The organism is Cytobacillus sp. MT66, assembly GCF_058792595.1.
In genome coordinates, this window is the sequence record NZ_JBXAFB010000010.1 from 1 (window position 1) to 14,104 (window position 14,104).

General features: G+C 41.4%; 19 protein-coding genes. 10 read left to right on the forward strand and 9 right to left on the reverse strand.

The annotated features are described in order from the left end of the window. Positions 1-104: 104 nt before the first annotated feature. Entirely contained in the window at positions 105-1,070 is a 966-nt protein-coding gene (locus tag AC1Q59_RS17220) for a 2-hydroxyacid dehydrogenase (RefSeq protein WP_492367090.1), read from the reverse strand. Positions 1,071-1,209: 139 nt separating this feature from the next. Then, a complete protein-coding gene (locus AC1Q59_RS17225; RefSeq protein ID WP_492367091.1) occupies positions 1,210-1,806 on the reverse strand; it encodes a YgaN family protein in 597 nt (198 codons plus the stop codon). Positions 1,807-1,932: 126 nt separating this feature from the next. Between AC1Q59_RS17225 and AC1Q59_RS17230 the strand changes: the two genes are divergently transcribed. Beyond that, on the forward strand, positions 1,933-2,313 hold the full coding sequence (locus AC1Q59_RS17230; protein ID WP_492367092.1) for a hypothetical protein: 381 nt from the start codon (positions 1,933-1,935) through the stop codon (positions 2,311-2,313). 63 nt (positions 2,314-2,376) lie between these two features. Here the strand turns inward: AC1Q59_RS17230 and AC1Q59_RS17235 are convergent, their stop codons facing one another. The 3 genes from AC1Q59_RS17235 to AC1Q59_RS17245 are packed head-to-tail and all read right to left on the reverse strand — an operon-like array spanning position 2,377 to position 3,940. Further along, positions 2,377-3,180, reverse strand: a complete 804-nt coding sequence (locus AC1Q59_RS17235; protein ID WP_492367093.1) for a DUF817 domain-containing protein — start codon at positions 3,178-3,180, stop codon at positions 2,377-2,379. A gap of 48 nt (positions 3,181-3,228) precedes the next feature. Next, on the reverse strand, positions 3,229-3,438 hold the full coding sequence (locus AC1Q59_RS17240) for a helix-turn-helix domain-containing protein (protein ID WP_492367094.1): 210 nt from the start codon (positions 3,436-3,438) through the stop codon (positions 3,229-3,231). A gap of 10 nt (positions 3,439-3,448) precedes the next feature. Continuing rightward, positions 3,449-3,940, reverse strand: coding sequence for a DUF2975 domain-containing protein (locus AC1Q59_RS17245; protein ID WP_492367095.1), 492 nt, complete (start codon positions 3,938-3,940; stop codon positions 3,449-3,451). A gap of 185 nt (positions 3,941-4,125) precedes the next feature. Here AC1Q59_RS17245 and AC1Q59_RS17250 point away from each other — a divergent pair, with 185 nt between their 5' ends. From AC1Q59_RS17250 to AC1Q59_RS17280, 7 genes are all read left to right on the forward strand, one after another. Next, positions 4,126-4,284, forward strand: a complete 159-nt coding sequence (locus tag AC1Q59_RS17250; protein WP_492367096.1) for a hypothetical protein — start codon at positions 4,126-4,128, stop codon at positions 4,282-4,284. A 163-nt stretch (positions 4,285-4,447) separates the two neighbouring features. Continuing rightward, the gene (locus AC1Q59_RS17255) at positions 4,448-5,218 is read left to right on the forward strand and encodes a TatD family hydrolase (RefSeq protein WP_492367097.1); all 771 of its coding nucleotides are present in this window, start codon (positions 4,448-4,450) and stop codon (positions 5,216-5,218) included. Between the two features lie 195 nt (positions 5,219-5,413). Next, positions 5,414-6,769: an MATE family efflux transporter gene (locus tag AC1Q59_RS17260; protein ID WP_492367098.1), complete on the forward strand. Its 1,356-nt coding sequence runs from the start codon at positions 5,414-5,416 to the stop codon at positions 6,767-6,769. Between the two features lie 234 nt (positions 6,770-7,003). Continuing rightward, positions 7,004-7,492, forward strand: coding sequence for a GNAT family N-acetyltransferase (locus AC1Q59_RS17265; protein WP_492367099.1), 489 nt, complete (start codon positions 7,004-7,006; stop codon positions 7,490-7,492). A 2-nt stretch (positions 7,493-7,494) separates the two neighbouring features. Next, the gene (locus tag AC1Q59_RS17270; RefSeq protein ID WP_492367100.1) at positions 7,495-8,157 is read left to right on the forward strand and encodes an HAD family hydrolase; all 663 of its coding nucleotides are present in this window, start codon (positions 7,495-7,497) and stop codon (positions 8,155-8,157) included. A gap of 26 nt (positions 8,158-8,183) precedes the next feature. Continuing rightward, positions 8,184-8,549: a hypothetical protein gene (locus tag AC1Q59_RS17275; protein WP_492367101.1), complete on the forward strand. Its 366-nt coding sequence runs from the start codon at positions 8,184-8,186 to the stop codon at positions 8,547-8,549. Between the two features lie 41 nt (positions 8,550-8,590). Next, on the forward strand, positions 8,591-8,983 hold the full coding sequence (locus AC1Q59_RS17280; RefSeq protein ID WP_492367102.1) for a thiol-disulfide oxidoreductase DCC family protein: 393 nt from the start codon (positions 8,591-8,593) through the stop codon (positions 8,981-8,983). Positions 8,984-9,019: 36 nt separating this feature from the next. Here the strand turns inward: AC1Q59_RS17280 and AC1Q59_RS17285 are convergent, their stop codons facing one another. The 3 genes from AC1Q59_RS17285 to AC1Q59_RS17295 all read right to left on the reverse strand — a co-directional run bounded on the left by AC1Q59_RS17285 (position 9,020) and on the right by AC1Q59_RS17295 (position 12,264). After that, a complete protein-coding gene (locus AC1Q59_RS17285) occupies positions 9,020-9,400 on the reverse strand; it encodes a VOC family protein (protein WP_492367103.1) in 381 nt (126 codons plus the stop codon). A gap of 163 nt (positions 9,401-9,563) precedes the next feature. After that, positions 9,564-10,619: a HupE/UreJ family protein gene (locus tag AC1Q59_RS17290; RefSeq protein ID WP_492367104.1), complete on the reverse strand. Its 1,056-nt coding sequence runs from the start codon at positions 10,617-10,619 to the stop codon at positions 9,564-9,566. A 100-nt stretch (positions 10,620-10,719) separates the two neighbouring features. Beyond that, positions 10,720-12,264 (reverse strand): phosphoesterase, encoded by a 1,545-nt coding sequence (locus tag AC1Q59_RS17295; protein WP_492367105.1) that lies wholly within the window; start codon positions 12,262-12,264, stop codon positions 10,720-10,722. Positions 12,265-12,674: 410 nt separating this feature from the next. Here AC1Q59_RS17295 and AC1Q59_RS17300 point away from each other — a divergent pair, with 410 nt between their 5' ends. Next, on the forward strand, positions 12,675-13,277 hold the full coding sequence (locus AC1Q59_RS17300) for a LysE/ArgO family amino acid transporter (protein WP_492367106.1): 603 nt from the start codon (positions 12,675-12,677) through the stop codon (positions 13,275-13,277). A gap of 24 nt (positions 13,278-13,301) precedes the next feature. Here the strand turns inward: AC1Q59_RS17300 and AC1Q59_RS17305 are convergent, their stop codons facing one another. Further along, positions 13,302-13,508, reverse strand: a complete 207-nt coding sequence (locus tag AC1Q59_RS17305) for a zinc ribbon domain-containing protein (protein ID WP_492367107.1) — start codon at positions 13,506-13,508, stop codon at positions 13,302-13,304. Positions 13,509-13,756: 248 nt separating this feature from the next. Between AC1Q59_RS17305 and AC1Q59_RS17310 the strand changes: the two genes are divergently transcribed. Next, entirely contained in the window at positions 13,757-14,083 is a 327-nt protein-coding gene (locus AC1Q59_RS17310) for a GlpM family protein (protein WP_492367108.1), read from the forward strand. Positions 14,084-14,104 lie beyond the last annotated feature (21 nt).

Sequence of the window (14,104 nt, forward strand, 5' to 3'; positions counted from 1 at the left end):
GGCCAAATTTCAAAGAGCCAGAAATAAAAAAAGGGGGATCCAGAAAGTTAATCGAAACTTACTTTCTGGACAGCCCCGTTTTTCCAAGTCTTCTATCCAATCATTTACTTTACTTTTATTAAGTTTGGCGGTACGTCTCCCTTTAGTCCAGCTGCTAAGTTAACCGCACCCAGCATATCCATCTGAAACCTGGTTTCATAGGTGGCCGAACCGATATGGGGCAGTGTCACCACATTATTCATCGTAAGCAGCGGATGATCCTTCTCAATCGGTTCCTTAACAAACACATCAAGCCCCGCGCCAAGAATCTCCTTTGTTTCAAGTGCCTGAATTAAGGCTTGTTCGTCAACTGTTTTTCCTCTTGAGCCATTAATAAAAATGGCTGTCTTCTTCATGAGCACAAACTCCCTTTTCCCCATTAATTTTTCAGTCTCGGGAGTTAAAGGCGTCATTAAACAAACAAAATCCGACTGTTTTAAAAGATCATCCAATGTACAATAGGTTGCATTGTATTTCTGTTCTGCTTCCTCATTCCGCGAACGGTTGTGATACAAAATGTCCATATCAAACCCAAAGTGAGCTCTTTTGGCTATCGCTGCCCCAACTCTTCCCATGCCAATGATCCCTAGTACTTTATGGTGTACATTGACGCCAAACCATTTTTCTTCGAGGGTTGATTCCCATTGCCCGGTTTTTACCCAATGATCTAACTCAGGAATCCTTCTTGCAGTAGACAGTATCAATCCCATCATCGTATCTGCCACGGTGTCGTTCAAAACATCCGGCGTATTCGTAGCCATGACTCCATGTTCAGCCAACGAGGATAAATCAAGATTGTCATAGCCAACAGATGTATTGCACACAATTTTTAAATGAGGGGCATGTTCTAACAATTCCTGATCGATTTTCAGGTGGGATCCCAGCAGTCCTTGAGCATCTTTCAGTTCATCAAGAAATACAGGGTACGTTTGTGAATCTAATTTCTCAAAATAAATGACATCCAAGGTTTCCTGCAGAAAATCCACGACTTTTTTATCGACTTTTTTATAAACAATCACTTTTGGCTTCATTGAAGGTCCCCCATAATTTTTTAACAATAATTAATAGTTTGTATTTTTAAGATTATCACACTGCTCATAGCCATTAAAGGACTTTTAAGTAAATTACCATCGCACCTGGAAAAGAGATGGCCATGATGCAAAAAACCATTTACTTAAATTCACTTCGAAGCAAATAAACGACATCATAGTTTTTCAGCTCATCCATATGGCTTTCCATATCATGATTAAAACCGGTCGACAGAGTGCTGATCCCATCCTCACTGTCCGAGTAAAGGATACTGGCCAAAACCAGCTTCTTTCCAGCAGAAATCTCACCTACATGATTGCTTCCCCAGAGGGCCCCTAAATGTTCATTCGGAACCGTTTCTGCATTCCAGCTTGACCCTGTACTGCCGCCGCTGCTGATGCTGACGGTGAAAATCGCCTGATCGCTTTCCTCGGCCGTATTTGACGTGGCGAAAATAATGGTGCCCTTGTTTTTGAGCTCCATTGAGATATGGTTGACCTCACCCACTAGCTTGCCAGATTCATATTTTTCCACCCAGACAGCAAGTTCCTTATATTCATCACCGGCATTGAAATCGAAGACAAACGATTGGTTCGCCGTAGCTTCAAGAATGGCTTTCTCTCTTTCAGTCAGCTCTGCATCAGAAATGGTGCCGGTCTTTGAGCTTGAACCGTTATCACAGGCACTTAGCGCAAACAAAAGCATTGCCGCCATGGCGTATAGGCGGATGTTCCTCATCAGCTCACCCTTTTTCCTCTTTTTAATGGATATTTATGTTAATTATACCTTAAGAAGTATTCATTTCTATTTTTTCCTGAAACCCTCTTTCTTTGTTTTTCGTTAAATTAAGTGAAGGAGGGTAATATGAAAATTTTAGCCATGATTTTTCTCGTTGCCTTGCTTGCAGCTTGCAGCGGCCCGTCCCCGGGCGAGGTGACAGGTGAATATGATACGAGACAATTAAGTGTGGATTTCAGCTGGGACGAAGCCTATGAAATCGGGGCTAACACCAGCGGATTGCCTGTTTTTAAAAATCCGAAAAAAGCGCTAAAACAGGCAAAAATAGACTTTGAGGCAGGTTTTGAAGCCACAGCTGCTGAATTTGATCTTGAAGCTGTCAGCCATGATAATTACCAGGACTATAAAACGTATGGATGGCAGATAACCACCACAGATGAAAAGATTCAGAAGCAAGGCGTCCATATTTCAAAGTTCTTTGATATATACGAAAATAGCTACGAGTAACGGTTTAAGCGCATAAAAAATAAAAATCCCAATTTCTCTGGTCTCTGAGAAATTGGGATTTTTCTAAATGTATTTGCGATCCACTTGACCAGCACCGATCCTCGGAAAATTCCCCCCTTTTACCTGCTTTAACGTCGCTACAATCAGAAAGCTGACAATCACCAGTAACAGCCATGAACTGACCTTTCCCAGATGAACAAGGCTCCATGCCTCGGCTTGGTTTGGATATTCCCAGGCTCCAAAGAACGTGGCAATATTTTCAGCTATCCATATAAAAAATCCGATGAGCACAAAAGAAAGGGCAAGAGGCATGCGGTAGCGCGTTCCGTTCACTTTGTATGTCACCCATGATTGCCAAAAGACAATGATAACAAGTCCAGAGAGCCACCAGCGGACATCGATCCAGTAATGGTGGGTGAAAAAATTCAAATAAATCGCAGCTGCAAGAGGGACAACGGCCCAAAACGGCGGCCACTTAACTAATTCAACCCCAAGCCTTCTCCACGCCTGGCAAAGATAACTCGCTACGCTTGCGTACATGAATCCGCTATATAATGGCACGCCGAAAATTTTGCAATAGCCTTCCTCGGGATAAAACCAGGAGCCCATATGTACCTTGAAAAGTTCAAGAGCAAGGCCAATCAGGTGAAACAAGGTGATCACCTTCAGTTCATCCCGCGTTTCAAGTCCTGCACGCACCATCCCCCACTGCATCAGAAGGCAGATGATGAGCAACCAGTCATACCGCGGCAGGAAGGGAAGAGGCAAGAACTTTGTAACAGCCAAAGAGGCAAAGATCACGACCGGAAACAGACACGACAAGGCTTGCTCCCAGCCAAAACAAACGAGTTGCTTTACTGCTCTCATGAATTGTCCCTCCTTACTGGGACAGCGTGCCTGTCCCCATGTCCCTTCTTATTCATCGCTGCGGTATTCTAATATATCGCCGGGCTGGCAATCAAGCGCCTTGCAAATGGCCTCTAAGGTGGAAAAGCGAATTGCTTTTGCCTTCCCATTTTTCAATATCGAAAGGTTTGCCATCGTGATTCCAACCCTCTCTGAAAGCTCAGTTACGCTCATTTTCCTTTTAGCCAGCATCACATCAATGTTGATTACAATTGCCATCTTATTCACCTCAGACCGTTAAATCATTTTCTGATTTTATATCAATCGCTTCTTGTAAAAGTCTTTGGAGAACAGCAGCAAAGACTGCAATAACCATGGAAGCACCAATAATGACCATTCCGATTAAAACAAGACCCGGTGCGTCATCCCACTCCGCAACAATAAACACAAATGGAAGGCCCACCACATACAGGCTGCTGATTGCGATCGCACATCTTTTTATCGTCTTTAGAGCTCTTACCGACAATTCAGAGAAAGCCTGGTTCTTGTCAATATAGCTTAAAAGTTTTAATGCCTGGTACAAGGCCATGTAAAACGGTATCGCTGATACATACATCACAAGTAAAATGGCAAATACTACATAAGCCAGATCTGCTCCCTTTTTTGCTTGCTCAAAAGCTTCAATCCCTATCTGAGGAAGCAAATATATGCACAATGCAAGAATCGGAAGTCCGATCAGAATAACTGCTATCTTTAGAAAGAGTGTTGACCCTCGTTTCATATAAGCACCTCATTTCCTGTTTTCAATTTGATTTTAATGTAAAATTTATTGTTTTTCAATAAATAGTTATTGTTTTTTATTATATTTTTGCTGTTGTGTATTTAAGTACGCCTCATCTTCGGGGCATACCGCCAGTTTTTTTGTAAATAATAAGATTGATCAACAACGAATAAGGAGGCCCGAGTATGCAGCAAGATCAGCAAGCTAAACAGAATACAGGCTCCAGCACGAAACCTGGAATATCCGGTACTGACCCACAAAAGGTAAAACAGGAAATCCAAAGAGATATAAGCCAGGGTGAAGGGGCCATGACTTCCCGGGAGGCAGGAGCCATGCGCGATTAAAAACCACTTTATGTGGTTTTTCTTTTTCTCGCCAAAATGGACGGGGTTCTTTCTTTCATCGATTTAGTGAAGAGAAAATTAGGGCTTAATATTAACATTCTAGGATGATAACATATGGATTATCAAAGATGTGTCACGGATTAAAACGGATGGAGCTGAATTTATGAAAATCATCGATGCGCATATCCATTTAGATCAATATGAGGATCACGAAATCGAAAGCATGCTTGAAGGTTCAGACTGGATTGAGGCTGTAGTGTCGGTTTCGAATAATCTGGCGTCCTGTCAAAGAAATCTGGCATTATCGAAAACCTGTCCAAAGGTAAAGCCTGCGTTTGGCTTTCATCCGGAGCAAACGTTGCCAACAGAGAATGAATTGATTAGCTTGATTGATTGGATGTCGCAGCACTCAACCGACATGATTGCAGTTGGAGAAGTCGGCCTCCCCTACTACCTGAGAAAGGAACACAATGTACCCAGCCTTCAATACGGCCGGTACTTGGAATTGCTCGAGACGTTCATAAAACTAGCAAAAAAGTGGGATAAACCGATTGCTCTGCATGCCGTCTTTGAGGATGCCCCTGTTGTCTGTGATTTATTAGAAAAGCATTCAATGGCAAAAGCGCATTTTCACTGGTTTAAAGGCGATGAAAAAACGATGGCGAGAATGGCGGAAAACGGCTATTATATCTCGGTCACCCCCGAGGTCGTCTACAGAGAAAAGATTCAGAAGCTGGCCCATGCCTATCCGTTAGAGCAAATGATGATTGAAACTGACGGACCGTGGCCGTTTGCAGGCCCTTTTTTAGAGAAACGAACGCACCCTCGCATGATGAAAAAATCAATCGATCGGATCGCGAAAATTAAGAATCTATCAGTAACCGAAGTGACTGATAATCTATTAAGAAATGCAAAGACCTTTTATCAGGTATAAAAAGTAACAGCATTTGCTGAAAAGGGAGACACAGCAATGAAAATCCCGGCATTCCTTATATAGGATGCTGTGTAAATAATTTTTCATTGTTTTTAAAAGGGAGAAGCCGAAAAGCGAGATGTTACCCATTCCCATTTAAATGAATTGGAGTTATAGTATTCTTCTTGATATTTTTTATAGAGTAGGAGAAGAAGCTTGATCAAAGAAAATAAGGATTTTCAAAACCAATCACTCTTTAGCATCACATGGCCCCTTTTTATTGAAATATCCCTTCATATGAGCATGGGGATTGTTGCTACTTTAGTTCTGAGCAGCTATTCAGATCATGCGGTAGCTGGAGTAGGTGTAGCCAACCAAATTATTAATATATTTATTCTAGTATTTAACGTTACTGCCATCGGAGCCACGATTCTTATTGGGCAAAATTTAGGAGCTAACCGGTTGGATAAGGCACGGAGACTTGCAAGGTCAGCGTTTGGGGTTAATTTTTGGATTGGCATTATCATGACTGTCATTGTTGTTTCCTTTAGCGGGATATTCCTAAAGTACTATGGACTTAGCGGTGAGATTTATGACTTTGCTTACACTTATCTTACGATTACAGGTGTATCCCTTTTCCTTGAAGCCATCTCTTTAGCTTTAAGTGCTGTTTTGCGGAGCTATGGCCATACAAAGGAAACCATGATTGTTACTGTTATCATGAATGTCATTAGTATTACAGGTTTCTTCATTGCCATTAAAGGCTGGTTCGGGCTCCCTATTACAGGAGTTACGGGCGTTTCCTATTCCATCATCGTGGCCCGAGTCTTCATTATTATTGCTCTCTTTTATTTTGTTTTTAAAAGGCTCTATTTAAGGCTGTATTTTAAAGATGTACTGACTATTAATAAATCCGATGTGAAAAGCCTGCTTTCGATTGGCGTTCCATCTGCGGGAGAAAACCTTTCTTACCAGTTTTCACAAGTGGCTATTACAGGCTTTATTGCCTTTATTGGAGATGAATCATTAGCCGCACGTATGTATATTTTTAACATATCAATGCTTTGCTTCTTGTTTACAATGGCCATTGCTCAAGGGACGCAGCTTTTGGTTGCACGGTATATCGGTGCTAGACAATATGATCGGGCACTAAAACGCGGCCTGAAAACGCTAAAAATTGCGATGCTTGCTTCAGCTGCTGTTTCCCTTGCTATTGCGCTAATTGGTAAGCCCGTTTTAACCGTCTTTACAAATGATCCGGCAATTATGGCTGTTGCTCTTCCCGTTCTATGGGCTATCGTCTTTATTGAACCAGGCAGAGCCATGAATATCGTTCTTATGGGCTCGCTAAAATCAGTAGGAGATGTGAAATTTCCCGTTGTTATCGGAATGATCTGCATGTGGGGAGTGGCTGTTCTCTTTAGTTATCTTTTCGGTATTACCCTTGGTATGGGACTATTAGGAGTGTGGCTGGCACAGGGGCTTGATGAATGGATTCGCGGTATTTTTGCCATAAGACGCTGGGTTGCTCAATCCTGGATAAAGAAAAAGCCCCTGCCGCAAGTTAGTTAATAGATTAGCCGGTTCCTTTAAGGAACCGGCTTTTTATTTCTAGAAATGTTTTTGAAAAAATCGCTTTAAGATTGGATGTAATAGAAATTTTGGATGAGATATTCTGGAAGGAAAAGGAGTGAAACAGATTGAAATAAATAACAGATGGACGCGCTTAGCCCTGAAGAACCTAAAAAACATTCTAATCGCATAGATAGTGTGGGATAGGAAATTTAATGTGAGGTAAACACGAACATGGACATTCAAATTTGTTCGGCGAATCTTGAAAACCTGCATGAGGTCACAGCCATTCTAAATGAAGTCACTTTAGCACTGCTTGAAAAAGGAATCAACCAATGGGAGTATCCCTGGGATGACAAGAAAGTGCGCGATCAAATCCAGAATAACGAGGCTTATACTTTAGCAGACGGGAGAAAGGTCATAGGAACGTTCTGCATAAAAGAGATCAGTCATATCAATGGGCTGACTGTTGAGGCAAATAGCTTGTACCTATCGCAAATTGCTCTTTTGCCAGCGCATCAGGGAAAAAGCCTTGGCCGCCTCATTATAGATTTCGCCTGTAGTCTGGCAAAGAAATCTAATACAGCCATGTACTTAGACTGCTGGGCAGGAAATGAAAAGCTGAAGGCATTCTATTCACGGAATCGCTTAGAGTATTTGGGTGATTTTCCGGAAGAGGATTATTGGATAAGTGTATATAAAACCAGCTTAAAAGGAGATTAAGCATGTCATTATCACTAATTTTCGATATGGATGGCACGTTATTTCAGACGGATACCATCCTGGAAAAGTCTCTCGAAGAAACCTTCAATCATTTGAAAACTCTCGGGCTTTGGGAAAAAGAAACCCCGATTGCCAAATACCGCGAAATTATGGGTGTACCGCTGCCGGTTGTATGGGAAACTTTATTGCCGGAGCATTCACACGATATTCGCGAGCTGGCCAACAAATTGTTTCACGAGAAACTAATTGCCAATATTAAAGCGGGCAATGGCGCCCTTTACCCCCACGTGAAGGAGGTTTTTAGCTATTTAACCGATCAAGGCCACTCCATCTATATCGCCAGCAACGGGCAAGTTGAATATTTACAGGCGATTGTCAAACAGTATCAGCTGGGTGCCTGGGTGACAGAAACGTTCAGCATCGAGCACATCCAATCGCAAAATAAAGCGGATCTTGTCCGGATGATCGCAGAAAAATACAGCATCAAAAAAGGCGCTGTCATTGGCGACAGATTATCCGATATACTTGCGGCTAAGGGAAACAGCTTAACCGCCATCGGCTGTGCGTTCGACTTCGCCCAGGAAGAGGAGCTTGCACAGGCAGATATGAGAATTGATAGCTTGCTAGAATTAAAAGAATTAATGTCAGGATGTGAGCTGATATAAAAAGGTTATTTCTGCTAGCTGGATTATTGCTGATTTCGGGATGCGGCCAAGAAAACCTGAATAAACCGCATAAACAATATCTATCAGACAAAGGATGGGAAATCAAAAAGGCCATTGAGGCTGAAACCTATACATTAGAGATTCCTAACGAAATACTGAGCAATTTTGAGGCAAGCGGCATTACCTTTTTTGATGGATATTTAGGAGAAACCGTTACGGAATATACGTATGAGCTAAAGGAACAAGATGCAGGGGGGAAACGGCTGAAGGCCATCATATTCGAATCGGAAAATGAAATTATTGGCGGTTATGGTGTGCTTCCAAGCTGGACGCCGGGCAGATTTAACCTGGACGAGAAACAACGGTTACTTGAGGAAAAGATGATAAAATAAGAAAAACAATATTAAAATGCCTATAAATGAGGGATCCCCTAATGAACAACATTGTTCTTTTCGATGGCGAGTGCAATTTTTGCAGCACCAGCGTTCAATTCATCATCAAGAGAGATCCGAAGGCTGTGTTTAAATTTGCCTCGATGCAGAGTGATGCCGGAAAAGAGCTGCTGAAGAATTACCGCGTCCCAGCTGACCTGGACAGCTTGATTCTGATAAAAGATCATACCTATTACTGCAAATCTTCGGCGGCTTTGAAGATCTGCCAAAGCCTTCAAGGCGGATGGAAACTTTTCTCTTGCCTGTTAGTTATCCCTAAGCCAGTGCGGGATTATGTCTATGATATTGTAGCGAAAAACAGGTACAGATGGTTTGGGAAAAAGGACAGCTGCATGCTGCCGTCGCCGGAGATTAGAAATCGTTTTTTAGAGTAATAGAAAAACACATGGATAGAGGAAATCCACGCGTTCTTATGATCTTTCCATTACCGCAAAGTAATTCTCTTCCTGATCGGCAAAGTTAAACACTTTGCCGGATGGCATATATACCATGTCCCCCACTTTGACTTGTTTGTCTTTCAAATCGCTATGTAATTGGTCAAGTTTATCGGTGAAAAACATTAGAGAAGGTGTGCCGAGATTGACTCCTGAGGACATTTTAGCTACAAATTCTTTATTGTGCAGAATAAGGCTTGTTTCCGCCTCCTCTTTCGGAGCCACTTCAATCCATCTCATTCCTTGCCCGTTATTTTCTTCAGATACTACGGTAAAGCCTAATTTTTCTGTCCAAAACTTCACTGCCTCATCTTGATTATTGACATACAGCATAATTTGCCCGACTCTGCTAATCAAACTCTTCCACTCCTTACAAGAAAATAACGATCTTATACACTCAATCTTGTCCAATTATAGCGATCTGAAACCAATCCGTAACCCAAGACTCAGCGTTTTCGAAACATTGCCAAGATAAAGTACTTGTCCCGTGGCATCCAATACTTTATTGAGTTTCCTAATACTAAAAAGCTCTTTCAATAAACCAAACGAGTCCGAACGCAAATATTGCGACCGATGTTCCCGGTATCACCCATTTGACTGGTTTAAAAGTTAATTTCTTTAACCATAGGAGGATAGGGAATGCTGCCGAGACAATAATCAGCTGCCCCATTTCAATGCCAATATTGAACGATAATAGTGAAGAAGCGAGATGACTTCCATCCAGCCGCATTTCCGCTAGAATTCCTGCAAAACCAAATCCGTGGATCAGTCCAAAGGCAAAAGCAAGCCATGGCTGATGTTTAGAGTCCGGGTTAAAAATATTAATAAGTGCGACGTATATGATGCTTAAAGCAATGGCAGACTCAACAAACCTGCCAGGCAGTTGAACAATATCCAATGTAGCAAGTACCAAGGTGACACTATGGGCAATGGTAAATGCTGTGACCAATGAAAAAATATTTTTAACGGTCTTTGCCCCAAACAATAAGCTAATTATAAACAAAATATGATCATAGCCTGTAAAGATATGCTCTAAGCCAAGGATAAAAAACTGCGTGATATTTTTGATGAAGCTTACCTCGCCTATTTCAAGCTCTCTTGATTCGTATGAAAGGACAGCTTCCTGTTGTTCTCCATCCAACTTAACAGTCGCATAATTGGCGTGGCTTGGATCGGTATCATCTAGAAACATATGATAATTTAAGACTAGCTTCTCAGGTTTATGATCAAGCTTGTAGGTAAGGTCCATGACCGCAAACAGCCGGCCGTTAATGGTTTCAACATCCGATGTTTCAATCGTTCCTTCTAATTTCACACTGTCGGCAAATAGATCAATATGTGAATGAATATAATCTTGAACGACTTCTGTGTCAAAAAGCTGTTGTTCATCCATTTCTTTATTAATGGATTCCCCGAGCTCTGTGAGGTCAACTTTCAATTCATACTCAAGAAGATCCCCTTTCACCTCAATAAGGGAGTAGCCTTCACTATTATTGGTATGAGCATAGGCAGAGGGAATCTGGAATGCAGCGGTAATAGAAATCAAAAGACCCATGATCAAGATTAGCTTTTTCATAAACTCAACTCCTGTTATTCTATAGCTACTTTCTGGCTGTAAGAAAGTAGGAAAGGCGAGGACTCCTGTTTTCCTCGCCTTTATTAAAACCAGAAAAAAATTACTTGGAAGTCTTCATGAAGACAGGATTAGAATAAAACCAAAGGTCTGTCCACGGATCTTCACCGCGGGGGTCAACAGCTGGTTCTAATTGATCGGTGTTTGTTCCGCGCAAACGGATATAGCTGTCTTTATCTACATTTTTCAATGTATGAGTAATAACAATGTATTCCCCGTCTCGCTTCCAATCTTTTTCTGTAAAACGTTCCACCACTTTAGTTGTTGGGTTCGTTGCAGTTGAGCGATCTTCAACAGCACCAGTCACTTCTCCCATAATAAGGTCAACACGCTTCACTTCTGGCGTATCCCCATTGGCATTAGCAGCCTTTGGATCTTTTAGGCGAATCGTCACTGTAACATCTTTGGATTTACCAGGGATAGTTAAGGTTTCTCCGATTGTGGCTGAATTCCCTTTGGATTTAGCAAACCATGGCGATTTTCCGCCAGCTTGAACTTTTACATCAAGCTCGGAAATAAGATCACCTGTTGTAACGAATACATTTCCCTTACGCAGGCTGTCCATAATAGCGTCATAGTCCTTTTCGGCTTTTACATACGTCTTCGAATATTCTCCAGGCCAGAAGTCACTTCCGCCGTCACGCCAGTTCACATGAGAGTCAGATGTAGCGGTAATCCACCAGTGTCTTCCTTCACCAAGCATGGAATCCCAAAGACCGCCCACTTTTGCTGCCATCTGATCAAATCCGCCCATGGTTGGATAATTTCCATAGGACCCGCGGGCACCCTTTTCGTCTATAGAACCATCAGGGTTGATAGCGGCTGCCTGGTGACCAGGTGCACCTTCCATCCCAATGGAGATATTTGGTGCTAAATCGTTCCAATTACGGAATTCTTCGGGTGTATCTTGTCCCCACTCACCGTCGCCTTTGGCTGAACGGGAAGGGTGATGAGCGATATGTATTGGTTGTTCATCATCATCCAATTGCAGCATATAATTAAGGGCCTCAATCATCGTGGATTCAGTATCTCTGCTTCCATCGTTTGGATATGGTTCACGTTTACTAAACTTGCTTTCAATCCCATAAAGAATTTGGGATTCATTCTCCCCTTTAGGAATCATTAAAGTACTATGGTCAGCAGCAGGTGTATCAAACTCCATTCCAAAGAATTGAAGCACCTCTGGAACCTCTTCGCGAGATTTTAATAGATCAGGATATGCCTGCTCTAAGTTCACTTTAGAGTGGTTAGGTCCTCCGTGATCTGTTGTCATTGTCCAATCAAGTCCATACTCTCTTGCTTTTTGCGCATTTTCCACAATTGGATAAATAGCATCTCCAGCTTTTATTGGGGTTGGAGGATTTGTTGAGTTGTCCCAGCCAACACTCCATTCGCTATGGATATGATGATCCCCAGCAAGCCAGGTTGCGGTATTCTGTTTTACTTCTTCTGCTGAAACTTCCTGTGCTTCTACCTTTTTCTCCTGTCCACTATTAAGAAAGGGCTGGGTTGTTAAAGCCGTAGTGGCAAGCACTGTTGTAGCGATTAACGGAAGTGCCTTTTTTGCTTTCTTTTTCTTAGATCCCATTGTTAAAGCCTCCTGATTATTTATTTAACGGCTTTAATTATAGGTTTTGTTTTTATACGAGAGATTAATAGACTGTAAATCCAATGTAAATATTAAGTGAATTCTGATAATTAGGGAAATAATACTAGGAGTTTCTGATTAATTATTAATTTATATAATTAACAGATTAGGCGGAAAGTACCTTTTTATAGAAATCGAAGTCTTTCTCTTGAATGGTGTTGATTTTTAGGAGAATAAAAAAACGCATGGAAATGGGAAATCCATGCGTTCAATTATGTGCCATGACCGCAAAGTATTCACTATACAGAGTTATCATCCGGAAGTTAGTTCCAGTAAATACTTTAATCCCAATTGGCTGTTTCCTTTTAGTTGTATTATAGTATGCTAGTTTATTAAAGGGAGTTGATCAGATGGAAGCGATACTTCATGGAATCATTCTAGCATTCGGCCTCATTTTACCTTTAGGCGTGCAGAATGTATTTGTTTTTTCACAAGGCGCCACCCAGCCCAACCTGCTTCGGGCCTTCCCTGCGACAATAACAGCGGCAATGTGCGATACCCTATTAATTCTTTTTGCTATATTTGGATTATCTGTCATTGTTCTGCAATTTGAGTGGCTGCGGCTTGGGCTAATTATTGGCGGGATGATCTTTTTGCTATATATGGGATATGCAATTTGGCGGTCGGAACCAGCTGCAGCAGAAACGAATAAAGCACTGCCCATCCGCAAGCAAATCATCTTTGCCTTATCCGTTTCATTTTTGAATCCCCATGCCATCTTAGATATTGTTGGCGTGATTGGAACAAGCGCCCTAAAGTATGCAGGAACCGAACAGGCCTTATTTACCTTTGCCTGCATCGCTGTATCCTGGATCTGGTTCTTTGGATTAACACTGTCAGGTGCAGTCATGAAGAAATTGGATGGAAAGGGCGGATTAATGAAAGTATTCAACAAATTCTCCGCCCTTTTTATCTGGGGAACGGCAATTTATCTCTTGCTTGGGCTAGTATAATTCGGGAAAAATTTTAATTCGAATCTAGGATCCAAAGAATAAATCCAGAATGTTTGATGCTTTAGAAGATTCCTTATTATAGAACTCGGAGTAACCGCATTTTTTGCAATAAACCACAATAAACGTATTATGCTGGACATCAAAGATTTTAGACAGGCCTGTTCCCGTCATTGCCACTTCCTTTTGTCCAGCATTGGTACTTCCGCATTTGATACATCCTTTTTCGGACATATTTATTCTCCTCCCCGAAACACAGTGATTTGTATATAAATACGAAGAGAAACAAAAAAAGGTTTCAGTGGGCCTTTGACATTTAGGAAAACAGCCTGGATTCCTCCCAGGCTGTTTTCTATAAGTTTTAGATCCTTCTTAACTATCGCACTCTTTACCCTCTTTGCTCTTTACAAATAAAAATAATTACAGTATAAAAAGATAGGATTATTATTTTACAGCTTGTTATACAGTGAGGCGCAAATATTGTGGGTTATATTTTACAATTTATTATTGGCGGAACCATTTTGGTATCTGCCTCGATGTTAAGTAAATCTAAGTATTTATTTTTGTCTGGCATCATCACTTTGCTCCCCATAATGACATTAATTAATATAAACTTGCAAATACACAATATGAGCATTGGAGATTTTCGAATCACACAGAAAAATGCTATATTCGGTGCTTTTGGGGTATTCATTTTTATCAGCTGTATTTATATACTGACAAAGTGGTTTAAACCCCCGTATGCCGTATTATGTGCAGTCATTATTTATATTCTTTATATGATTGGGTGTAAGCACTTTTCTTCTTAAAAGTCTGTTTTAGTTAAAGCT

Excerpts from the sequence above, each read along its gene's own strand:
- AC1Q59_RS17220 (WP_492367090.1), bottom strand. The coding sequence starts at position 1,070 with ATGAAGCCAAAAGTGATTGTTTATAAAAAAGTCGATAAAAAAGTCGTG.
- AC1Q59_RS17225 (WP_492367091.1), bottom strand. The coding sequence starts at position 1,806 with ATGAGGAACATCCGCCTATACGCCATGGCGGCAATGCTTTTGTTTGCG.
- AC1Q59_RS17230 (WP_492367092.1), top strand. The coding sequence starts at position 1,933 with ATGAAAATTTTAGCCATGATTTTTCTCGTTGCCTTGCTTGCAGCTTGC.
- AC1Q59_RS17235 (WP_492367093.1), bottom strand. The coding sequence starts at position 3,180 with ATGAGAGCAGTAAAGCAACTCGTTTGTTTTGGCTGGGAGCAAGCCTTG.
- AC1Q59_RS17240 (WP_492367094.1), bottom strand. The coding sequence starts at position 3,438 with ATGGCAATTGTAATCAACATTGATGTGATGCTGGCTAAAAGGAAAATG.
- AC1Q59_RS17245 (WP_492367095.1), bottom strand. The coding sequence starts at position 3,940 with ATGAAACGAGGGTCAACACTCTTTCTAAAGATAGCAGTTATTCTGATC.
- AC1Q59_RS17250 (WP_492367096.1), top strand. The coding sequence starts at position 4,126 with ATGCAGCAAGATCAGCAAGCTAAACAGAATACAGGCTCCAGCACGAAA.
- AC1Q59_RS17255 (WP_492367097.1), top strand. The coding sequence starts at position 4,448 with ATGAAAATCATCGATGCGCATATCCATTTAGATCAATATGAGGATCAC.
- AC1Q59_RS17265 (WP_492367099.1), top strand. The coding sequence starts at position 7,004 with ATGGACATTCAAATTTGTTCGGCGAATCTTGAAAACCTGCATGAGGTC.
- AC1Q59_RS17270 (WP_492367100.1), top strand. The coding sequence starts at position 7,495 with ATGTCATTATCACTAATTTTCGATATGGATGGCACGTTATTTCAGACG.
- AC1Q59_RS17280 (WP_492367102.1), top strand. The coding sequence starts at position 8,591 with ATGAACAACATTGTTCTTTTCGATGGCGAGTGCAATTTTTGCAGCACC.
- AC1Q59_RS17290 (WP_492367104.1), bottom strand. The coding sequence starts at position 10,619 with ATGAAAAAGCTAATCTTGATCATGGGTCTTTTGATTTCTATTACCGCT.
- AC1Q59_RS17295 (WP_492367105.1), bottom strand. The coding sequence starts at position 12,264 with ATGGGATCTAAGAAAAAGAAAGCAAAAAAGGCACTTCCGTTAATCGCT.
- AC1Q59_RS17300 (WP_492367106.1), top strand. The coding sequence starts at position 12,675 with ATGGAAGCGATACTTCATGGAATCATTCTAGCATTCGGCCTCATTTTA.
- AC1Q59_RS17305 (WP_492367107.1), bottom strand. The coding sequence starts at position 13,508 with ATGTCCGAAAAAGGATGTATCAAATGCGGAAGTACCAATGCTGGACAA.